This window comes from Streptomyces griseofuscus (genome assembly GCF_014673495.1).
Classification (GTDB): Bacteria; Actinomycetota; Actinomycetes; order Streptomycetales; family Streptomycetaceae; genus Streptomyces; species Streptomyces murinus.
Map to the genome: position 1 here is coordinate 4,025,859 of NZ_CP051006.1, position 20,823 is coordinate 4,046,681.

General features: G+C 72.2%; 19 protein-coding genes. 8 read left to right on the top strand and 11 right to left on the bottom strand.

All coding sequences use genetic code 11. The features are described 5' to 3' along the window. Positions 1–75: 75 nt before the first annotated feature. Positions 76–513: an ATP-binding protein gene (locus HEP81_RS17895; protein ID WP_037663067.1), complete on the bottom strand. Its 438-nt coding sequence runs from the start codon at positions 511–513 to the stop codon at positions 76–78. Between the two features lie 202 nt (positions 514–715). Beyond that, positions 716–1,057, bottom strand: coding sequence for an anti-sigma factor antagonist BldG (gene bldG / locus HEP81_RS17900; RefSeq protein WP_010986038.1), 342 nt, complete (start codon positions 1,055–1,057; stop codon positions 716–718). A gap of 80 nt (positions 1,058–1,137) precedes the next feature. Between bldG and HEP81_RS17905 the strand changes: the two genes are divergently transcribed. Continuing rightward, positions 1,138–3,657, top strand: coding sequence for a DEAD/DEAH box helicase (locus tag HEP81_RS17905; protein WP_078967738.1), 2,520 nt, complete (start codon positions 1,138–1,140; stop codon positions 3,655–3,657). A 1,098-nt stretch (positions 3,658–4,755) separates the two neighbouring features. Here the strand turns inward: HEP81_RS17905 and HEP81_RS17910 are convergent. The 7 genes from HEP81_RS17910 to ssd form a co-directional block, all read right to left on the bottom strand. Continuing rightward, positions 4,756–5,235 (bottom strand): Rv3654c family TadE-like protein, encoded by a 480-nt coding sequence (locus HEP81_RS17910; protein ID WP_051850655.1) that lies wholly within the window; start codon positions 5,233–5,235, stop codon positions 4,756–4,758. Next, entirely contained in the window at positions 5,232–5,606 is a 375-nt protein-coding gene (locus tag HEP81_RS17915; protein ID WP_243279451.1) for a TadE family type IV pilus minor pilin, read from the bottom strand. The genes HEP81_RS17910 and HEP81_RS17915 overlap by 4 nt, the downstream gene beginning before the upstream one ends. Next, complete coding sequence (locus HEP81_RS17920; protein ID WP_093681769.1) at positions 5,593–5,793, bottom strand: DUF4244 domain-containing protein; 201 nt, start codon at positions 5,791–5,793, stop codon at positions 5,593–5,595. The genes HEP81_RS17915 and HEP81_RS17920 overlap by 14 nt, the downstream gene beginning before the upstream one ends. A 74-nt stretch (positions 5,794–5,867) precedes the next feature. Then, the gene (locus HEP81_RS17925; RefSeq protein ID WP_106980089.1) at positions 5,868–6,647 is read right to left on the bottom strand and encodes a type II secretion system F family protein; all 780 of its coding nucleotides are present in this window, start codon (positions 6,645–6,647) and stop codon (positions 5,868–5,870) included. A 16-nt stretch (positions 6,648–6,663) separates the two neighbouring features. Next, on the bottom strand, positions 6,664–7,527 hold the full coding sequence (locus HEP81_RS17930) for a type II secretion system F family protein (protein ID WP_182788647.1): 864 nt from the start codon (positions 7,525–7,527) through the stop codon (positions 6,664–6,666). Further along, positions 7,520–8,842 (bottom strand): TadA family conjugal transfer-associated ATPase, encoded by a 1,323-nt coding sequence (locus tag HEP81_RS17935; RefSeq protein WP_243279453.1) that lies wholly within the window; start codon positions 8,840–8,842, stop codon positions 7,520–7,522. The genes HEP81_RS17930 and HEP81_RS17935 overlap by 8 nt, the downstream gene beginning before the upstream one ends. Further along, on the bottom strand, positions 8,839–9,936 hold the full coding sequence (gene ssd / locus HEP81_RS17940; protein ID WP_037663066.1) for a septum site-determining protein Ssd: 1,098 nt from the start codon (positions 9,934–9,936) through the stop codon (positions 8,839–8,841). Before ssd ends, HEP81_RS17935 begins: the two co-directional genes overlap by 4 nt. 603 nt (positions 9,937–10,539) lie before the next feature. On the opposite strand from ssd, the gene HEP81_RS17945 reads away from it, so the two are divergent. Then, a complete protein-coding gene (locus HEP81_RS17945) occupies positions 10,540–11,370 on the top strand; it encodes an HAD family hydrolase (RefSeq protein ID WP_037663065.1) in 831 nt (276 codons plus the stop codon). Between the two features lie 399 nt (positions 11,371–11,769). On the opposite strand, the gene HEP81_RS17950 is transcribed toward HEP81_RS17945, so the two are convergent. Then, on the bottom strand, positions 11,770–12,585 hold the full coding sequence (locus tag HEP81_RS17950) for a Fic family protein (protein WP_037663062.1): 816 nt from the start codon (positions 12,583–12,585) through the stop codon (positions 11,770–11,772). A 101-nt stretch (positions 12,586–12,686) separates the two neighbouring features. Here HEP81_RS17950 and HEP81_RS17955 point away from each other — a divergent pair, with 101 nt between their 5' ends. Continuing rightward, entirely contained in the window at positions 12,687–13,703 is a 1,017-nt protein-coding gene (locus tag HEP81_RS17955) for an ATP-binding protein (RefSeq protein ID WP_190276007.1), read from the top strand. Positions 13,704–13,734: 31 nt separating this feature from the next. Here the strand turns inward: HEP81_RS17955 and HEP81_RS17960 are convergent, their stop codons facing one another. After that, entirely contained in the window at positions 13,735–15,006 is a 1,272-nt protein-coding gene (locus tag HEP81_RS17960) for a polysaccharide deacetylase family protein (RefSeq protein WP_037663061.1), read from the bottom strand. A 358-nt stretch (positions 15,007–15,364) separates the two neighbouring features. On the opposite strand from HEP81_RS17960, the gene acs reads away from it, so the two are divergent. From acs to HEP81_RS17985, 5 genes are all read left to right on the top strand, one after another. Beyond that, on the top strand, positions 15,365–17,323 hold the full coding sequence (gene acs / locus HEP81_RS17965) for an acetate--CoA ligase (protein ID WP_190276008.1): 1,959 nt from the start codon (positions 15,365–15,367) through the stop codon (positions 17,321–17,323). A gap of 206 nt (positions 17,324–17,529) precedes the next feature. Next, positions 17,530–18,972, top strand: coding sequence for a Na+/H+ antiporter NhaA (gene nhaA / locus HEP81_RS17970; RefSeq protein WP_037658506.1), 1,443 nt, complete (start codon positions 17,530–17,532; stop codon positions 18,970–18,972). Positions 18,973–19,070: 98 nt separating this feature from the next. Then, complete coding sequence (locus tag HEP81_RS17975; RefSeq protein ID WP_037658505.1) at positions 19,071–19,559, top strand: phage holin family protein; 489 nt, start codon at positions 19,071–19,073, stop codon at positions 19,557–19,559. Continuing rightward, a complete protein-coding gene (locus HEP81_RS17980) occupies positions 19,556–20,500 on the top strand; it encodes an alpha/beta fold hydrolase (protein ID WP_037658503.1) in 945 nt (314 codons plus the stop codon). Before HEP81_RS17975 ends, HEP81_RS17980 begins: the two co-directional genes overlap by 4 nt. 138 nt (positions 20,501–20,638) lie before the next feature. Further along, positions 20,639–20,818 (top strand): hypothetical protein, encoded by a 180-nt coding sequence (locus HEP81_RS17985; protein ID WP_078967505.1) that lies wholly within the window; start codon positions 20,639–20,641, stop codon positions 20,816–20,818. Positions 20,819–20,823: the final 5 nt, after the last annotated feature.

Here is a 20,823-nt window from a genome sequence, read left to right on the forward strand (position 1 = left end):
GGCCCTGATCGTATGTTCGTGTCTGGGGACTGTCCTCGGACGGCCGTGCCTCAGGGCTGTCCTCGGACGGCGATGTCAGCCGACGGTGACCGCTGGCGGGGCGGCGGGCCAGGTCATGCGGATCAGTCCGCCGTTCTCCCCGGTGGTGACCTCGACGTCGTCCACGAGGCCGCTGATGACCGCGAGGCCCATCTCGTCCTCCTCGGCCTCCACATCCGCGTCCGCCGAGGCGCCTCCGGACACCCGCTCGGCGGGGACCGTGTGCGGGGCTTCGTCGCCGACCTCGATGGAGAACTGTTTCTCCTCCTCGATCAGCGCCACCTTCACCGGCGCGTCGATACCGCCGATCTGGTGGAGTCCCACGGCACGGGAGCACGCCTCACCCACGGCGAGCCGCACCTCGTCCAGAACGGCCTCGTCCACTCCGGCCCTGCGTGCCACCGCGGCCGCCACCAGCCGGGCGGTCCTGACGTGCTCGGGCAGCGCGCTGAAGCGGAGTTCGACGGTGGCCATGCATCCCCCTCACGACTACGGGACTGCGGTCGGGCGGGCTCGCCGGGCCCGCCCCTCAGGAAATTCGTTACCCGGATCCGCCCGGGCACACCCGGCACAGCCCCCACGGGGTGCGAGACGGAGTACAACGGCCGGAATCAGGCATGCCCCACCGGCGACCCCACCGCGGGCAGAGGCCGGCGGCAGGGTCGGTCGGACAGGGTCAGTCGGTGGCCGCCACCGCTTCCTCGACCGAGGTGTGGATCGGGAACACCTTGGTGAGGCCGGTGATACGGAAGATCTTGAGAATGCGCTCCTGGTTGCAGACCAGGCGCAGCGAGCCCTCATGGGCACGCACCCGCTTCAGGCCGCCGACCAGCACGCCGAGTCCGGTGGAGTCGAGGAAGTCCACGCCCTCCATGTCGACGACAAGATGGAAATTGCCATCGTTCACCAGCTCGACCAGCTGCTCGCGCAGCTTTGGCGCGGTGTATACATCGATTTCGCCACCGACCTCGACGACCGTACGATCGCCGACGGTACGGGTCGACAGGGACAGGTCCACGGATCCTCCAGCACCTTGCTATCGAGCGGTCGCCCCTCGGGCACTCGGCCTGCGGCCCCCGGGACGCAACGCCAGCCGCGATGGCATTCAATCACTTACCGGCCTGCGTGTACGACGCCTTGGCTCCATTGTCCGTCACGCCAGTGACACACTCGGTGCCGATGGCCAAGAATCACCGATCCGATCGACCCGTGCCGGACCCGGCGTCCCGCCCGTCTCCGGGCGCTGTCCTGGGCAGACTCGCCTCCGGTCCGAGCCGGGCTGCGCGCATCACTCATACGGAGCACTTGCCCCCGCGCACCGGCCGCCATGCCATCTGGCCTGACCGGATTCGGCCCGAGGTGATCGCGGCCGTCCAGGAGTGCGGCATCGAGCATCCCTGGGCGCATCAGGCGCTGGCCGCCGAGCACGCCCTGGACGGCGATTCGGTGGTCGTCGCCACCGGCACCGCCTCCGGCAAGTCCCTCGCGTATCTCGTGCCCGTGCTGTCCACCCTTTTGGAGGGTTCCCGGGCGCCGAACGGCCGAGGGGCCACCGCGCTGTACCTCTCCCCCACCAAGGCGCTCGCGGCGGACCAGTGCCGGTCGGTGAAGGAACTTTCACAACCGCTGGGCACCGCGGTCCGCCCGGCCGTGTACGACGGCGACACCCCGTACGAGGAACGCGAGTGGGTACGCCAGTACGCCAACTACGTCCTCACCAACCCCGACATGCTGCACCGCGGGATATTGCCCTCCCACCCGCGCTGGTCCTCCTTCCTGAAGTCGCTGAAGTACGTCGTCATCGACGAGTGCCACACCTACCGGGGCGTCTTCGGCTCGCATGTCGCCCAGGTGCTGCGCCGGCTGCGCCGCGTCTGCGCCCGTTACGGCTCCTCCCCGGTCTTCCTGCTGGCCTCCGCGACCGCCGCCGAGCCCGCCGTCGCCGCCCGGCGGCTGACCGGCCTGCCGGTGGTGGAGGTCGCCGACGACGCCTCCCCGCGCGGCGAGCTGGTCTTCGCCCTGTGGGAGCCCCCGCTCACCGAGCTGCACGGCGAGAAGGGCGCGCCCGTACGGCGTACCGCCACCGCCGAGACCGCCGATCTGCTGACCGACCTGACCGTGCAGGGCGTGCGCTCGGTCGCCTTCGTACGCTCCCGGCGCGGCGCCGAGCTGATCTCGGTCATCGCCCAGGAGAAACTGGCCGAGGTGGACCGCTCCCTGGTCCGGCGGGTCGCGGCCTACCGCGGTGGCTACCTCCCCGAGGAGCGCCGCGCCCTGGAGCGCGATCTGCACTCCGGGGAGCTGCTCGGACTCGCCGCCACCACGGCCCTGGAGCTGGGTGTGGACGTCTCCGGTCTGGACGCGGTGGTGATCTGCGGCTACCCGGGCACCAGGGCCTCCCTGTGGCAGCAGGCGGGCCGTGCGGGCCGCTCCGGGCAGGGCGCCCTCGCGGTCCTCGTCGCCCGGGACGATCCTCTGGACACCTTCCTCGTCCACCACCCGGAGGCCCTGTTCGACCGGCCGGTGGAATCGACCGTCCTCGACCCCGACAACCCCTACGTGCTCGCCCCGCACCTGTGCGCCGCCGCAGCGGAACTCCCGCTGACCGAGGCGGACCTCGAACTGTTCGGTCCCGCCTGCGCGGACGTGCTGCCGCAGCTGGAGGCCGCGAAGCTGCTGCGCCGGCGGACCCGGGCCTGGCACTGGACCCGCCGGGAACGGGCCGCCGACCTCACCGACATCCGCGGCGGGGGCGGGCGGCCGGTGCAGATCGTGGAGGAGGGCACGGGGCGCCTGCTCGGCACGGTCGACGAGGCCGCCGCGCACTCCACCGTCCACGAGGGCGCGGTCCATCTCCACCAGGGCCGCACCTATCTGGTGCGCTCCCTCGACCTCGCGGACTCGGTCGCCCTGGTCGAACAGGCGGAGCCGCCGTACTCGACGGTCGCCCGCGACACCACCGCCATCTCCGTCCTGGAGACCGACACCGAGATCCCCTGGGGCGCGGGCCGGCTCTGCTACGGCTCCGTCGAGGTCACCAACCAGGTGGTCTCCTTCCTGCGCCGGCGTCTGATCAGCGGCGAGGTGCTGGGCGAGACCAAGCTCGACCTGCCTCCTCGTACGCTGCGCACCCGCGCGGTGTGGTGGACGGTCACCGAGGACCAGCTGGACGAGGCCCGGATCAACCCGGAGATCCTCGGCGGCTCCCTGCACGCCGCCGAGCACGCCTCCATCGGCATGCTGCCGCTCTTCGCGACCTGCGACCGCTGGGACATCGGCGGCGTCTCCGTCCCGCTCCATCCCGACACCCTCCTCCCGACGGTCTTCGTGTACGACGGCCACCCCGGCGGCGCGGGCTTCGCCGAGCGTGCCTTCCACACCGCCCGCGCCTGGCTCACCGCCACCCGCGAGGCCATCGCCTCCTGCGAGTGCGACGCCGGCTGCCCCTCCTGCATCCAGTCCCCCAAGTGCGGCAACGGCAACGACCCCCTCCACAAACGCGGCGCGATCCGCCTCCTGACAACCCTGCTGCGCGAAGCCCCGGCACCACTGGAGGAGGAGGCGGATCCCCTCCCGGGCGAAACGGCGCCGGCTTCGGGACGGGGCGCGGGCGGCTGACCGACGGGGAATCGGGGGCGGGCACGGGGTAACGGGAGGCGGGTGAGGGGCGGACGGGAGCCGGAGACCCAGAGGGGGCGAGGGCAGGCCGGGAGGTAGAAGGCGGACGGGCGGGTGGGCCGGGGGCTGGGGATACGCCGAGCTGGGAGTCGGCGGCCTGGAGACCTGCGGGCCGAGTGCAGAAGGGAGGACGGGGCCGGGGCAGGCTCGATCGCCGAGGGCAGGTCCAGGGGCCCGGTGGCCGGGGATACGCCGAGCCAGGGGCTGGCAGGCCCTGGAACAGCCACCTGGGGGCCGGCGGGCGACTCCGCCCGGCGTCCGCTCGCCGGCTCCCCAGAGCGGCGTGTGGAGGATCGGGGGACTGCGGGGCGGATGCCAGTAGGGCGGAAGACGGCGAGGCAGGGGCGCGGGCCTGCGGGGGGCCGCCCGGCACCCATGTCACCGGCTCCCCAGAGCAGCGCGTGGCGACGGCCCGGGTACCGGCACATCGGAAGACGGCGAGGCGGGGCGACGGCCGATGAGCGCCCCACCCGAAACCCACCCCACCGGCCCAGGGCAGCATGTTGCGACGGGCCACCTGCGGCATCGGGCCGGGGCCGGCACGGCGGGAGGCGGTGGGGCGAAGGCGAAGGCCAGTGAGCGCTCCGCCCGGCGCCCACGTCACCGTCACCAACTCCCCAGAGCGGCCTGCAACAGGCCAGGTCTCGGCACGACGGAAGGCAGCGCGGCGAAGGCGAAGGCCAGTGAGCGCTCCGCCCGGCGCCCACGTCACCGTCACCAACTCCCCAGAGCGGCCTGCAACAGGCCAGGTCTCGGCACGACGGAAGGCAGCGCGGCGAAGGCGAAGGCCAGTGAGCGCTCCGCCCGGCGCCCACGTCACCGTCACCAACTCCCCAGAGCGGCCTGCAACAGGCCAGGTCTCGGCACGACGGAAGGCAGCGCGGCGAAGGCGAAGGCCAGTGAGCGCTCCGCCCGGCGCCCACGTCACCGTCACCAACTCCCCAGAGCGGCCTGCAACAGGCCAGGTCTCGGCACGACGGAAGGCAGCGCGGCGAAGGCGAAGGCCAGTGAGCGCTCCGCCCGGCGCCCACGTCACCGTCACCAACTCCCCAGAGCGGCCTGCTGCGGGCCAGGTGTCGGCACGACGGAAGGCGGTAGGGCGAAGGTGAGGGCCGGGGGGTCTGGCGGGCCCGCTCTGGAGCGGATCTCGGCTGTGAACGGGCCGCTTCCCGAGGCCGCTGTCACGTCCGCGATCTCGCCCGCCACCGTGCAGCGCACCAACCGGACCTCCTGGGCCCACGCCACGCGGCTGGCCAGGGCGCAGGCCACCTCGCCGCCCTCCGCCCAGTGGTCCGCGGCCGCGAGCGCCGCCAGGTCCGCGCCGCCCGCCGCCCGGTGCCGGACGGTGACGGCGTGCCCGAGCGCCAGCACCGCGCCGAAGACCACACAGAGCACCGCGATCGCCCCCAGGCTCCAGACGGTGGCGGAACCCCGGTCGGAGCCGCACCGGCCCGCCGTACGCCGAGCCGGGACCCGGACCCAGCCGCTGCCCCGCGCCCACGCCCCCTGCCGCCTCACGGCCCCGCCCCCTTCTCGCCGGCCGTCTCCTCCGCCAACGCCACCGCCTCCTCACGGAGTTCGAACGGCAGGCCGCTGAGCACCGGCGGTCTTGCCACCACCGTGACCCGGACCTGGTCGCCCTCTCGTCCGACCGTCACCCGGGCCCCGCTCGGCGCTGCCTGACGGGTCACCGACAGCACCGCGGCGGGCGGGTCCTGGCGGGCGGCGGCCCTGGCGCCGACCCGGGCCGCGTCCACGCACCGGATCTGCGCCGCCGCCATGAGCAACGCCCACACCAGCGCCATCGTGAAAGCCACCAGCACGCACAGCGCCATGGCCGCCTCCGCCGTCACGAAGCCCTGGTCCGAGCCCCGTTCACATCCGCGCACTGAGGGCCTTCTTCACGATGGACTGAAGCTCCGCCCGGACCGCGCCGCTGGTGACTACCTCGTAGAGCAGCAAGGCGAATCCGACGGCCGCGATGATCCCCATCGCGTACTCGGAGGTCACCATCCCGGAGTCCCGGCGGCACACCCGCCGCACCCCGGCCAGCACTTCGACGATCTTCCTTTTCATCTCAACTCCCACGGTTTTTAGATCAGTTCGCACGTTTCTCATCCTCTTCTCCGCCCCTTTTCCGTCGCCGTCCCTCACCTCCCCGCCATCACCCCGCCCGCCAGCCCGATCACCACGGGCAGCACCCCGATCGCGACGAAGGCGGGCAGGAAGCACAGGCCCACCGGCGCGGAGATCAGTACGGCCGCCCGCCGGGCCCGTGCCGTCGCGGTGCGGCCCCAGTCCGCGCGGGTGTCCGAGGCGATGCGGGCCACCGGAGCGGCGGCGGGCAGCCCCGACTCGTCGGCCCGCTCCAGCAGCCGCGCCAGGGCACCCGCGCCCGGCAGCGCGGCCAGCCCGTGCCACGCGTCCGCCGGGGTACCGCCGAGCCGCACCTCCGCCGCGCCCCGCGCCAGCGCCTGCCCGACGGGTCCGCCCAGGGCCTCCCCCACCGCCTGCGCGGCGACCACGGGCCCGGCGCCGGCCGCGATGCAGGCCGCCAGCAGATCGGCGGCGAGCGGCAGTTGGCGCGCGGCCTCGGCGGTGTCGACGGCCGCCGCGCCGCCCGCCACCGCCCGGATCGCCCGCAGGCGCCAGAGCACGGCACCGACGCCGAGCCCGAGCAGCGCCCCGACGGCCCCGCCGACCAGCACCCACACCCCGCCCACCGCGCCCACCGGCGGCAGCCAGCGTCGTACCGCGTCCATGACCGCCGACGGCGGCTTCTCCGGACCGGGCTTCGGCCCCAGCAGTACGGCCGCCCGCTGTCGCGCCCGGCGTCCCCGCCGGACCGACACCACCAGTCGGCCGCCCCAGCCGAGCGCCACCGCCACGACCACGGCCGTCCCCAGCCTGTGCACAACATCCCCGCTCACGTCCTCACCCCTCCGTTCACGTCCCCGCCCCCGCTCCCCGCACGATCCGCGCCGACCACCACAGCCCGGCCGTCTCGAACACCGCGCCGATCAGCAGGCAGCCGAGGCCGGGGCCGCTGTGCAGGAGGACCCGCAGCGGGGCGGCGCCCATGGCCGCGCCGAGGAGGAGGCCGAGGACGGGGAGGGCGGCGAGCAGGACGGCGGTGGCTCTCGCACCGGCCAGTTGGGCGCGCAGGTCGGCGCGTTGGTCCCGTTCGGCGCGCAGGGCGCCGTCCAGCCGGTCGAGACCGGCCGCGAGGCCCGCGCCCTGGTCGACGGCCACCCGCCAGCACGCGGCCAGTCCGAGCAGTCCCTCGGCGCCCGGCTGCCGGGCCGCCATGGCGAGGGCGCCGGGCACATCCCCGCCGAAGCGGGCCGCCGCGACCACGGCCGCCAGTGCCTCGCCGAGCCCGCCCGAGTCCCGCGCGGCCCGCAGCAGCGCCTCGCCCGGCTGCCGTCCGGCCCGCACCTCACCGGCGAACATCCCGCACAGGGCGATCACTTGGTCCACCCGCCGCTCCCGGGCGCGTCTCGCCTCCCCGGCCAGCCGCACCCGACGCAGCACGGGCACCCCGGCCGCCCCCGCGAGGACCGGGATCACCGAGCCGCCCAGCACCGCGAGCAGCAGCCCCGCGACCAGGGCCCACCACTCGATCCCCCAGCGGTCGCGCCATCGCCGTAACGCGGAGCCGAGTTGGTCCTGGACCGACGGCCCGGCGCCCGGCCCGCCGTCCCCGGCCAGCAGCAGCCGCGCCCGCCGCACCCCGTGATGCCGCTCGCACAGCAGCCACCCCAGCGCGGCCAGACAGATCAGCGCGGCCCCCATCGACATCTCACCCATCACCTTCGCCACCTCCGAACCCGCCACCGCCGCCCCTCCGGAACCCGTCACCTCGACCAACCCCGAACGCGCCACCACCGCCGTCCCCGGTCCCGTCCCCTCCGCCGCCCTCGAACCCGTCGCCTTCGCCGCCGCCCCCGTCCGCGAACCCACCCGCCCCACCCAGCAGTCGGGCCAGCCGCCCCCACCCCTCCTCCCGGACGAACGCCCGCTCCCCCCACCGCAGCGCGGGTACCGTCCGCACCAGGCCCGTGGCGTCCCGCTCCAGGACGTGCACCTCCGCGATCCGGCGCCGGCCGGAGCGGTCACGCGCCAGGTGGAGCACCACGGACAGGGCGGCCGCCAACTGGCTGTGCAGCGCGGCGCGGTCGAGTCCCGCGGCCGTGGCCAGCGCCTCCAGGCGGGCCGGGACATCCCCGGCGGTGTTGGCGTGGACCGTGCAACAGCCGCCCTCATGACCGGTGTTGAGCGCGGCGAGCAGATGGACGACCTCGGGTCCGCGCACCTCTCCGACGACCAGCCGGTCCGGTCGCATCCGCAGGGCCTGGCGCACCAGGTCCTGAAGGGTGACCAGGCCCGCGCCCTCCTGGTTCGCGGGCCGGGTCTCCAGCCGGACGACATGCGGGTGGTCGGGTCTGAGCTCGGCGGAGTCCTCGGCGAGCACGATCCGCTCGTCGGCGCCGACCAGGCCCAGCAGGGCGCTGAGGAGCGTCGTCTTGCCGCTGCCGGTGCCGCCGCTGACCAGGAAGGACAGCCGGGCGGCCAGCAGGGCGCGCAGGAGCCGGTCGCCGCCGGGCGGGACCGTGCCGGCCGCCACCAGTTCGGCGAGGGTGAAGGCCCGGGGCCGTACCACCCGCAGGGCCAGGCAGGTGCAGCCGACGGCGACCGGGGGCAGCACGGCATGCAGCCGGGTGCCGTCGGGGAGCCGGGCGTCCGCCCATGGCCGGGCGTCGTCCAGCCGGCGTCCGGCCACCGCGGCCAGCCGCTGCGCGAGGCGTCGTACCGCCGCCGCGTCGGGGAAGGTGACCGGCGTCAGCTCCAGGCCGCCGCCCCGGTCCACCCACACCCGGTCGGGCGCGGACACCAGGACGTCGGTGACCTCGGGGTCGGCGAGCAGCGGCTCTAGCGGCCCGCTGCCGACGAGTTCGGATCTCAGCCGCTCGGCCACCCCGAGGATCTCGGCGTCCCCGAGCACCCGCCCCTGCGCGCGCAGCGCCTGCGCGACCCTTGCCGGGGTGGGTTCGGCACCGCTCTCGGCGAGGCGTCGGCGCACCCCGTCGAGCAGGGCGGCCTGGTCGAGCGCCGCGAAGCTCACCGCGCACCCCCGGACTCCACCAGCGCCTGCTCCCAGAAACCGGTGCAGAACCGGGCCAGTGGGCCGCGCCCGCTCGCGCCCGGCGGTCTCCCGCCGCCCCTCGGCCGCAGCAGCCCGGGCTCCACCGGCACCTCCCCCGCGAGCGGCAGGCCGAGCAGACGGGCCACCTCACGGTCGTCCAGACCGGGTGCGTACGGTCCGCGCACCGCGACCCGCAGATCGCGGACGGCCATGCCGACGGCGGCGGCGATCCGGCCGGCCGCGGCGACCGCGCGCAGTTCGGCGGGGACGACGAGGAGGGCCAGGTCAAGCTGGGCGAGGACCTCGCCGACCCCCTCGTCAAGGCGGCGGGGCAGATCGACCACGACGGCGCCGCCGCGGCGCCGGGCGGCGGCGAGCACCGCGCGCACGGCCTGGGGCGGCACCGCGACGCAGTCGCCCCGGTCCCAGCTGAGCACCCGCAGGGAGTGCAGGGCGGGCAGCGACTCCTCCAGGGCGCCGCCGCCCACCCGCCCCCGGGAGGCGGCGAAGGCCGGCCAGCGCAGCCCCTCGGCGCCCTCGCCGCCGAGCAGCACATCGAGCCCGCCGCCGAGCGGATCGGCGTCCACCAGCAGGGTGCGCAGCCCCTCGCGGGCGGCGGTGACGGCCAGCGCGCAGGCCAGGGTGGACGCGCCGGCCCCGCCCCGGCCGCCGATCACGCCGACGGTGAGGGCCGGGCGGCCGACCCCCTCGGCGACATCGGCGATCCGGTCGACCAGCCACTGCTCGCCCTCGGGGAGGATCAGGACATGGTCGGCGCCGATCTCCATGCCGCGCCGCCATACGTCCGGGTCGTCCTGGTCCCGGCCGATCAGCACCACCTGGCGCCGGCGCGCGGCCCCGAGCAGCCGATGGGCGGCGTCGTCCCCGACCAGCACGAGCGGGGCCGCCGCCCAGGTGTCTCCCTGGTCGGGGACGCCGTGGTGCACCTCGGGTGTCGCGCCCGCGGCCGCGCACAGCCGCAGCAGATCGTCCAGGAGCGCGGCGTCCTCGGTGACGATGAGCGGACTGCCGCCGCAGGCGGGCGGTGGGTCATCGGTGATGGTTCCGGACACGGTGTTCCCCCTTCGCCGCGCGGCCCCGTGGCCACGCGATTTCCCGACATCTGGAGAACCGGTGGGCGGCTTCCATATGAACGGCGGCATGAACGGCGAGATGAAGGCCGACCGGAATCGGCCATACGCCTCCCGCAAACGGAACCGGCCGTGAACTCGCCGCGGCGGGAGTGCGTGGGAAACACGGTGCGGCGATCCGCGAAATAATGTGGATCTTGGTGGAAAACCGTGGACAACTCAGGCCCTGTGAATAACTCCGTCACCCGAACCGGTGACGCCGGCACCGACCCCTGTGCGGCATCCACAGCGCAGCCCTACGATTACCCGGAGTAACGAATCATGGGCGCGCGGGAGCGGCGGTCGCGACGCGAAAGCGTCGGCCGCTCGGCCGTGCGAGGGAAGGAAAGAGGCGGAAAAACCCGTCCGGACATGCGACGACCCCCGCCGGGGGGGAGAGCGGGGGTCGTCCCCACGGCCGACTCGGGGGGGGAGGAGCCGGACCGGGTTAGCACGGTCGCGAACGATCCGTGACTTCCATGGTGTACCCGAGAGCCTTCTCAGGCAAACCCACGCGCCACACCTTACGCCGAATGGTGGGCGCCTATGCTCGGGGACGTGGAAAACCACTCCTTGCCTCGCGCGGCGGCCTTCTTCGACCTGGACAAGACGGTCATTGCGAAGTCCAGCACACTCACCTTCAGCAAGTCCTTCTACCAAGGCGGGCTGATCAACCGCAGGGCCGCGTTGCGCACCGCCTATGCCCAGTTCGTGTTCCTGGCCGGCGGTCTGGACCATGACCAGATGGAGCGCATGCGCGCCTATCTCTCGGACATGGTCCGGGGCTGGAACCAGCAGCAGGTGCGGGAGATCGTCGCCGAGACCCTGCACGACCTGATCGATCCGATCATCTACGACGAGGCAGCCTCACTCATCGAGGAGCACCACACGGCCGGCCGGGACGTGGTCATCGTGTCCACCTCGGGCGCCGAGGTGGTCGAGCCGGTCGGTGAACTCCTGGGCGCCGACCGGGTGGTGGCCACCCGCATGGTCGTCGGCGAGGACGGCTGCTTCACCGGCGAGGTGGAGTACTACGCCTACGGCCCGACCAAGGCGGAGGCGATCCGGGAGCTGGCCCTCTCCGAGGGCTACGACCTCGACCGCTGCTTCGCCTACAGCGACTCGGCGACCGATCTGCCGATGCTCCAGACGGTCGGGCACCCGCACGCCGTCAACCCCGACCGGGCGCTGCGCCGCGAGGCCGTCGCGCGCAACTGGCCGGTGCTGGAGTTCCGCCGCCCCGTCCCGCTCAAGAAGCGGCTGCCCACCCTGTCCGTACCGCCGCGCCCCGCGCTGGTCGCGGCGGCGGCCGTGGGAGCGGCCGCCGCGACGGCCGGACTCGTCTGGTACGCCAACCGCCGCCGCGGCACCGCCTGACGGGCCCCGCCCGGCACCCACGCACCACCGGACGCCCGCCGCCCGCCGTCCGAGGCCCTTTTCGCCCCCTTCACCCCTGCTCGCGCCGGAAAGTAAAGAAGTGCGAGCAGGGGTTCCGCTTGTCCCCACCGCGCGGTACAAAGAAATCAGCGGCCCGCGCGACCATGGACATCCGAGAGGATCCCCAGTCACTACGCATTTGGCCCACGGACCACTGCATGAACACGGGGCACCCACGCGACGTCGACCCGTCGAATACGGGCCAGCCGCACCAGGTACGGGCAAAGTCCCCGTCCTGATGGGCGAGTTATCGAGGACGCTTGGTAACCCGGTGCTCATGCCAGCGGCGGTACGAGAATTCGTACCGCCGCATCTCTGTCCGCACCCCGGTGCGAAACCTCAGGCCGCGCCGCGCTGAAGCGCCTCGCACACCGCCGTCGACTCCCGCGCCCCGAACTCGACCGCGCGCCCGCAGTGCGCGATCCACGCCGCCATGCCCTCGGGAGTGCCCGAGACATAGCCCTCCAGCGCCGCCAGGTACTCGGCGCGCCCCTGCTCCGCGTGGCCGACCTCGGCCGGGCAGACCGCCTTCGGGTCCAGGCCGCTGCCGATCAGCACGATCCGCTCGGCGGCGCGGGCGACCAGCCCGTTGTGCGAGGTGAAGGGGCGCAGCGCGAGCAGTTCGCCGTGCACCACGGCCGCCGTCACCAGGGCCGGCGCGGAGCTGCCCGCGATGATCAGGTCGGCGAGGCCGTCCAGCCGCCCGGAGACCTCCCGCGCGTCCGGCAGCGGCAGCTCGATCAGCGGCTCGTCCACCGCCTCACCGGCCTGGCGCGGCCGGCCGACCCGGCTCTCGTCGCTCGCCGCGGCCACCAGGTGCAGCCGGGCCAGCACCCGCAGCGGTGACTGCCGCCAGATGGACAGCAGTTGGCCCGCCTCGGCCGTCAGCCGCAGGGCCGCACCCATCACCCGCGCCTCGTCGTCGGTGCCGAAGTCGGTGCGCCGTCGTACCTCCTCCAGCGCCCAGTCGGCGCCGGACAGCGCCGCCGAGCCGCGGGCGGCGCGCAGGGCCGCCTCGGAGGTGACCGCGTTGCTGCGGCGGCGCATGATCCGGTGTCCGTAGACCCGGTCCACGGCCTTGCGCACGGATTCCACGGACTCGGCCACGCCGGGCAGTGCGCCCAGGGCCGCGAGCGGATCGGCTGTCGTACTCATGAGTACGACAGTACGCACCCGACCGGCAGACCCCTCGAAGGAGTGGTCTTCTTCACTCAACCATGCCACCTACAGCTATCGCGCAACTACGCTTGGTGAACATGAAAATTGCTTTCGTCGGGAAGGGCGGCAGCGGCAAGACCACGCTCTCCTCCCTTTTCATCCGCCACCTCGCCGCGTCCGGGGCCGCCGCCGTCGCGATCGACGCGGACATCAACCAGCACCTCGGCCCCGCGCTCGGCCTGGACGAGGCCGAGGCGGCGGCGCTGCCCGCCATGGGCGAGCGGCTGCCGCTGATCAAGGACTATCTGCGCGGCAGCAACCCGCGCATCGCCTCCGCCGCCACCATGATCAAGACGACCCCGCCGGGGCGGGGCTCGCGGCTGGTGCGGGTGCGCGAGCCCAACCCGGTCTACGACGCCTGCGCGCGTCCGGTGGAGCTCGACGGCGGCGCCGTCCGTCTGATGGTCACCGGCCCCTTCACCGACGCCGATCTCGGAGTCGCCTGCTACCACTCCAAGACCGGAGCGGTGGAGCTGTATCTGAACCACCTGGTCGACGGCCCCGACGAGTACGTGGTGGTCGACATGACCGCGGGCTCGGACTCCTTCGCCTCCGGCATGTTCACCCGCTTCGACATGACGTTCCTCGTCGCCGAGCCGACCCGCAAGGGGGTCTCCGTCTACCGCCAGTACAAGGAGTACGCCCGGGACTTCGGCGTCGCCCTGAAGGTCGTCGGCAACAAGATCCAGGAGCAGGACGACATCGACTTCCTGCGCGCGGAGGTCGGGGACGACCTGCTGGTCACGGTCGGGCGCTCGGACTGGGTGCGGGCCATGGAGAAGGGCCGCCCGCCGCGGTTCGACCTCCTGGAGGAGGCCAACGCCCGTGCGCTGGCGACCCTTCGGGCCACCGCCGACGCCACCTACGAGCGGCGGGACCGGGAGCGCTACATGCGCCAGATGGTGCACTTCCATCTGAAGAACGCCGAGTCGTGGGGCAATGAGCGCACCGGGGCCGACCTGGCGGCGCAGGTCGACCCCGGCTTCGTGCTCGGCGAGGGCGTCGAGGCGAGCCTCGAAGCGGGCGTCGAGGCGAGCGTGTCGACGCCCGCCTGACGACTCCGGCCCGACGACTCCCGCCCGGCGCCTACCCCTTGACGGCCGGCGCCCCGGGGACTCCCTTGGGCGCCGGGGCCGGGTGGCCGGAGAGGTAGGACGCCCAGCCCTGCTTGGGTGCCTCGCCCACCTTCAGGCTCCGCAGTCTCTCCAGGGTCTTGGGGTCCTGGGCGTCCAGCCAGTCGGCCAGTTGGTGGAAGGAGACGCAGCGCACCTCGGGCTTGCCGCAGACCTTCTTCACCACGTCCTCGACGGCGTGCATGTACGTGCCGCCGTTCCAGGACTCGAAGTGGTTGCCGATGACCAGGGGCGCGCGGTTGCCGTCGTAGGCCCGGTCGAAGCCCTGGAGGAGGCTGTCGCGCACTTGGTCGCCCCATTCGCCGAACTTGTCGGGGTCGCCCTGGGTCTTGGTGCCCGACTGGTTGATCATGTAGTTGTAATCCATGGTCAGCTCTTCGAAGTTGTGCCCGGGGAAGGGGACCAACTGCATGGACAGGTCCCACAGGCCGTTCTTCTTCTTCGGCCAGAGCTGGTTGTCGACCCCGCTGGAGTCGTAGCGGAAGCCCAGCTGGCGGGCCGCCTGCACGAAGTTCTTCTGACCCTCCAGGCAGGGGGTACGGCCGCCGATCAGCTCCTTGTCGTAGTCGAAGGGCAGCGGGGCCGCATTCTTCATCCCGGAGTTCGTCTTCCAGTTCTCCACGAACTGCTTGGCCTGGGTGATCTCGCTCTTCCACTCGTCCACCGACCAGGTGCCGACCCCGCCGTCGGGCCCGCAGAAGTGGCCGTTGAAGTGGGTGCCGATCTCGTTGCCCTCCAGCCAGGCGAGCCGGGCCTGCTTGGCGGTGTCGCTGATCCCCTGCTGGTCGTTGAAGCCGATGTCGGAGCTGCCCGGCGAGTGCTGCGGGGGCTTGTAGAGGTCGCGTTTGTCCTCCGGCAGCAGATAAACACCGCTGAGGAAGAACGTCATATTGGCGTTGTTCTCCTTGGCGACCTTGCGGAAGTGCGAGAACAGCTTCTGGCTGTCCTCGCCCGCTCCGTCCCAGGAGAAGACGACGAACTGCGGGGGCTTCTGACCCGGCTTCAGCCGCTCGGGCCTGGGCAGATGGGGCTGCGTACCGGTGTACGCGGTCGACCCGTCGCCGATCAGCCGGAGCACGCTCTTGGGTGCGGGCGCCGCGGGCGCCCCCTTCTGCGGGCCGGACGTCCCCTCCCGCACAGCATGGGTGCCGCTCCCGCACGCCGCGAGCGAGACGGCACAGGCCGCGGCGACCACGCCGACGGCGATCCTCTGGTTGGCGGCCATGTTCCGCCCACCTTCTTCCTTCTCTCAGACGAACGCTGACAAGGGCTTTTTGTGGTGATCCGCCGGGTTTGAACCTGCGGCACCGCCCAAGATCACACGGGCCCGAGAAGGAATGAGGATGACAAGCCGATCAAATGACTTATTCATCATTCCGAGGGATCGACTAGGTCATTTGCCCCGAAAAGTTATGAATGATCTTTACGTGGCATTACTGATCCTTTGCGAATCGTTACTCCACCCCCTCCCCTCTCGATCGCACAGGTCTAAACCAATTTTTCCGACGACCCTTGTCACCGGCCCCTCACGTCTGATGAGCTGTGGCCTGGGACACATCGGACACCCTTGAAAGGCGGATGTCGTGAGCAATGAGAGCCTGGCCAACCTGCTGAAGGAAGAACGCAGGTTCGCGCCCCCCGCCGACCTGGCCGCACACGCCAACGTCACGGCGGAGGCGTATGAGCAGGCCAAGGCTGACCGGCTCGGCTTCTGGGCCGCGCAGGCCCGCCGGCTGACCTGGGCCACAGAGCCGACCGAGACGCTGGACTGGTCGAACCCCCCCTTCGCGAAATGGTTCAAGGACGGCACCCTCAACGTCGCCCACAACTGCGTCGACCGGCACGTCGAGGCCGGCCACGGCGACCGGGTCGCCATCCACTTCGAGGGCGAGCCCGGCGACAGCCGCGCCATCACCTACGCCGAACTCAAGGACGAGGTCTCCCGCGCCGCGAACGCCCTCCTCCACCTCGGCGTCCGCAAGGGCGACCGCGTCGCCGTCTACATGCCGATGATCCCCGAGACCGCCATCGCCATGCTGGCCTGCGCCCGCATCGGCGCCGCCCACTCCGTCGTCTTCGGCGGCTTCTCCTCCGACGCACTCGCCACCCGCATCAAGGACGCCGACGCCAAGGTCGTCATCACCTCCGACGGCGGCTACCGCCGCGGCAAGCCCTCCGCCCTCAAACCCGCCGTCGACGAAGCCGTCGAAAAAGCCGGCAACGTCGAACACGTCCTCGTCGTACGCCGCACCGGCCAGGACGTCGCCTTCAACGACACCCGCGACATCTGGTGGCACGACCTCCTCGCCGCCCAGCCCACCGAACACACCCCCGAGGCGTTCGACGCCGAACACCCCCTGTTCATCCTCTACACCTCCGGCACCACCGGAAAACCCAAGGGCATCCTGCACACCTCCGGCGGCTACCTCACCCAGGCCGCCTACACCCACTGGGCCGTCTTCGACCTCAAACCCGAGACCGACGTCTTCTGGTGCACCGCCGACGTCGGCTGGGTCACCGGCCACTCCTACATCGTCTACGGCCCCCTCGCCAACGGCGCCACCCAGGTCATGTACGAGGGCACCCCCGACACCCCCCACCAGGGCCGCTTCTGGGAGATCATCCAGAAATACAAGGTCTCCCTCCTCTACACCGCCCCCACCGCCATCCGCACCTTCATGAAGTGGGGAGACGACATCCCCGCCAAGTACGACCTCTCCAGCCTGCGCATCCTCGGCTCGGTCGGCGAACCCATCAACCCCGAAGCCTGGATCTGGTACCGCAAACACATCGGCGCCGACCACACCCCCGTCGTCGACACCTGGTGGCAGACCGAGACCGGCGCCATGATGATCTCCCCCCTGCCCGGCGTCACCGAGGCCAAGCCCGGCTCCGCACAACGCCCCCTGCCCGGCATCAGCGCCACCGTCGTCGACGACGAGGCCCACGAGGTCCCCGACGGCGGCGGCGGCTACCTCGTCCTCACCGAACCCTGGCCCTCCATGCTCCGCACCATCTGGGGCGACGACCAGCGCTTCAAGGACACCTACTGGTCCCGCTTCGAAGGCAAGTACTTCGCCGGCGACGGCGCCAAGAAGGACGACGACGGCGACATCTGGCTCCTGGGCCGCGTCGACGACGTCATGCTCGTCTCCGGCCACAACATCTCCACCACCGAGGTCGAATCCGCCCTCGTCTCCCACCCCGCCGTCGCCGAGGCAGCCGTCGTCGGAGCCACCGACGAGACCACCGGCCAGGCCATCGTCGCCTTCGTCATCCTGCGCGGCACCGCCTCCGCCGACGACGAAACCCTCACCGGCACACTCCGCGACCACGTCGGCGCCACCCTCGGCCCCATCGCCAAACCCAAACGAATCCTCCCCGTCGCCGAACTCCCCAAGACCCGCTCCGGCAAAATCATGCGCCGCCTCCTGCGCGACGTCGCCGAGAACCGCCAACTCGGAGACGTCACCACCCTCACCGACTCCACCGTCATGGACCTCATCCAGTCCAAACTCCCCGCCACCCCCAGCGAGGACTGATCCCGTACGACGGACAAGGGGCGCCCGGCATCCGCCGGGCGCCCCTTCCGCAGGTCAGGGCCCACCGGTCCGCGCCGCCTTTCCCTCGCCCGAGAAGTTAGGTAAAGTAACCAAAGAGTCAAGAAGTCAATAAGATCCATCTGGGGTGCGCCGGGAAGTCTGGTCGGCAGGTACATCGTCCTGCCCGCTTCCGGAGGTCCCCCCTCGTGACCGCGCCCCGCCCCCCGCACCCCGCCCGCAAGGCCCTCGGACGCCTGTCCCTGCCCGAGCGGACCTATGTCGCGGACGCCCTGCGCACGGAGACCGTCGGCGGAGTGCTTCTGCTCCTCGCCGCCGTGACCGCCCTGATCTGGGCGAACGTCCCGGCGCTGCGCCACAGCTACGAGGCGGTCAGCCACTTCAGCTTCGGCCCCGGAGCCCTCGGCCTTGATCTGTCGGTCGCCCACTGGGCCGCCGACGGTGTCCTCGCGATCTTCTTCTTCGTCGCCGGTATCGAGCTCAAACGCGAACTGGTCGCCGGGGACCTGCGCGACCCCAAGGCGGCCGTGCTCCCCGTGGTGGCCGCCCTGTGCGGCATGGCCGTACCCGCGCTCGTCTACACCGTCACCAACCTCGCGGGACACGGCTCCGCACAAGGCTGGGCGGTGCCCACCGCCACCGACATCGCCTTCGCGCTCGCCGTCCTCGCGGTGATCGGCACCTCGCTGCCCAGCGCCCTGCGCGCCTTCCTGCTCACCCTCGCCGTCGTCGACGACCTCTTCGCGATCCTGATCATCGCGGTCTTCTTCACCGACCGGCTGAACTTCGCCGCGCTCGGCGGCGCGTTCCTCGGCCTCGCCGTCTTCTGGCTGCTGCTGCGCAAGGGCGTGCGCGGCTGGTACGTCTACCTGCCGCTCGCCGTCGTCAACTGGGCGCTGATGTACAACAGCGGCGTGCACGCCACCATCGCCGGTGTGGCCATGGGCCTGATGCTGCGCTGCACCACCCGCGAGGACGAGGCGCACTCGCCCGGCGAGCGCGTCGAGCACCTGGTGCGGCCCCTGTCCGCCGGGTTCGCGGTACCGCTGTTCGCGCTGTTCAGCGCCGGTGTGGTGGTGTCAGGGCGGGCGCTCGGCGATCTGTTCACCCGACCGGAGACCCTCGGCGTGGTGTTGGGCCTGGTCCTCGGCAAAGCGCTCGGCATATTCGGCGGCACCTGGCTGACCGTCCGCTTCACCCGCGCCTCCCTGAGCGAGGACCTCGCCTGGCCGGACGTCTTCGCGGTGTCCTCGCTCGCCGGCATCGGCTTCACGGTCTCGCTGCTCATCGGCGAACTGGCCTACGACGGCGACGCGCTCCTCACCGACGAGACCAAGGCCGCCGTCCTCACCGGGTCCCTGATCGCCGCGATCTGTGCCACCGTGCTGCTGAAGATACGCAACGCCAAGTACCGGCGGCTGTGCGCGGCCGAGGACCGCGACGACGACCTCGACGGCGTCCCCGACGTCTACGAGGAGGACGATCCGGCGTACCACCTCCGCATGGCCCGGATCCTGGAGCGCAGGGCCGCGGAACACCGGCGGATCGCCGCCGAGCGGACGGCCGCGGCGGACGACGGGCGTGCGGAAGTACCGGGCGGGGCAGGCGACGACGGCCGCCGTCCGGCATGATCTGACGAGACGGTACAAATCAAGACGGTGACCCGGGGCAGGGCGGCGGCCCGCCCGGCAGGCCCGGGGACACGAAAGAACTCGTAAGGGAGAACGCGATGAGCGCACCCGACGGCAGCCCGGTCGGCGCCGAACGCAGCATCGGCCAGCTGTTCGCCTCGGCGACGACCGATTTGTCGGCGCTGGTGCACGACGAGATCGCGCTGGCCAAGGCGCAGCTCAAGCAGGACGTGAAGCGCGGCGCGACCAGCGGCGGCGCGTTCTCGCTGGCGGGCGCGGTCCTGGTCTTCTCCCTGCCGATGCTCAACTTCGCCCTGGCGTACGGCATCCGCACCTGGTCCCACTGGAACCTGGCGATCTGCTTCGTGCTGTCCTTCGCGGCAAATGTGCTCGTCGCCGGTCTGCTCGCGCTGATCGGCGTGGTGTTCGCGAAGAAGGCCAAGAAGGGCCAGGGTCCGCAGAAGGTCGCCGCGTCCATGAAGGAATCGGCGAGCGTCCTGGGCAACGCCAAGCCGCACCCGCGCCCGGAGCTTCCCGAGGATCGCAGCCCCGCGGCCATCGAGGCTGTGGCACGCTCGTCGTCATGACGGACCCCGCTCAGGACCCCGCCCATCCCTCGCTGGTACGGATCGGCCTGCCCGGACACCAGGTGATCCACCGGGACGTCGCCGCCAATGGCGCCCGCTTCCACATCGCGGAACTCGGCGACGGCCCCCTGGTGCTGCTGCTCCATGGCTTCCCGCAGTTCTGGTGGACCTGGCGGCACCAGCTGGTCGCCCTCGCGGAGGCCGGCTACCGGGCGGTGGCCATGGATCTGCGGGGCGTCGGCGGCAGCGACCGCACCCCGCGCGGCTACGACCCGGCCAACCTCGCCCTGGACGTCACCGGTGTCATCCGTTCCCTCGGCGAGCCGGACGCCGCGCTGGTCGGACACGACCTCGGCGGCTATCTGGCGTGGACCGCGGCGGCCATGCGCCCCAAGCTGGTGCGCCGGCTCGCGGTGGTGTCGATGCCGCACCCCCGGCGCTGGCGCGCGGCGATGCTGCGCGACGCCCGGCAGACGGCCGCCAACTCCTACATCTGGGGTTTCCAGCGGCCCTGGATCCCGGAGCGTCAACTCACCGCGGACGACGGGGAGCTGGTGGGCCGTCTGATCCGGGACTGGTCCGGGCCGCGCCCGCCGGAGGACGAGGCGGTGCGCATGTACCAGCGCGCCATGTGCATCCCCTCCACCGCGCATTGCTCCGTCGAGCCGTACCGCTGGCTGGTGCGCTCCCTGGCGCGCCCGGACGGCGTGCAGTTCTACCGCAGGATGAAGCGTCCGGTGCGGGTGCCCACGCTGCATCTGCATGGTTCACTCGATCCGGTGAGCCGCACGCGTAGTGCCGCCGGTTCCGGGGAGTATGTCGAAGCGCCGTACCGCTGGCGGCTGTTCGACGGGCTCGGGCATTTCCCGCACGAGGAGGACCCCGCGGGGTTCTCGACGGAGCTGATCAACTGGCTGAAGGACCCCGAGCCCGACCGGTGACGACGCGGCGCGGAACCGATGCGTGGAGTATCCGGTTCCTCGCCACTTGTCCCCCGTTCGGCCACATGCCTGCCGCATACGCCAATTGGCCGCCGTCCAAGCGGTTATCGACCTTGAGGCGGGGGCACACGGACCGGTATGGGCTTGACGCACGACTACAGTGACGCACCCCGCAACCGCCGCTCGGCCACGGGCCTGAGCATGCCTCAGCGAGGCACCCCGCAACTCGCGGAAGGCGAACTGCGGGTGGGGATCCCGCGCATCCTGCGCCGCCGGGCCCGCTGGGTTTCGGTGCGGCTGCGTCACCCGCGCAACTGAGCCGC

Bases quoted from the DNA above. Each gene is read 5' to 3' on its own strand.
- HEP81_RS17980 (WP_037658503.1), top strand. From the start codon at position 19,556: ATGACGGACCCCGCTCAGGACCCCGCCCATCCCTCGCTGGTACGGATC.
- HEP81_RS17950 (WP_037663062.1), bottom strand. From the start codon at position 12,585: ATGAGTACGACAGCCGATCCGCTCGCGGCCCTGGGCGCACTGCCCGGC.
- HEP81_RS17985 (WP_078967505.1), top strand. From the start codon at position 20,639: ATGGGCTTGACGCACGACTACAGTGACGCACCCCGCAACCGCCGCTCG.
- HEP81_RS17930 (WP_182788647.1), bottom strand. From the start codon at position 7,527: ATGGGTGAGATGTCGATGGGGGCCGCGCTGATCTGTCTGGCCGCGCTG.
- HEP81_RS17975 (WP_037658505.1), top strand. From the start codon at position 19,071: ATGAGCGCACCCGACGGCAGCCCGGTCGGCGCCGAACGCAGCATCGGC.
- HEP81_RS17955 (WP_190276007.1), top strand. From the start codon at position 12,687: ATGAAAATTGCTTTCGTCGGGAAGGGCGGCAGCGGCAAGACCACGCTC.
- HEP81_RS17945 (WP_037663065.1), top strand. From the start codon at position 10,540: ATGCTCGGGGACGTGGAAAACCACTCCTTGCCTCGCGCGGCGGCCTTC.
- HEP81_RS17920 (WP_093681769.1), bottom strand. From the start codon at position 5,793: ATGAAAAGGAAGATCGTCGAAGTGCTGGCCGGGGTGCGGCGGGTGTGC.
- HEP81_RS17960 (WP_037663061.1), bottom strand. From the start codon at position 15,006: ATGGCCGCCAACCAGAGGATCGCCGTCGGCGTGGTCGCCGCGGCCTGT.
- HEP81_RS17905 (WP_078967738.1), top strand. From the start codon at position 1,138: ATGGCATTCAATCACTTACCGGCCTGCGTGTACGACGCCTTGGCTCCA.
- HEP81_RS17895 (WP_037663067.1), bottom strand. From the start codon at position 513: ATGGCCACCGTCGAACTCCGCTTCAGCGCGCTGCCCGAGCACGTCAGG.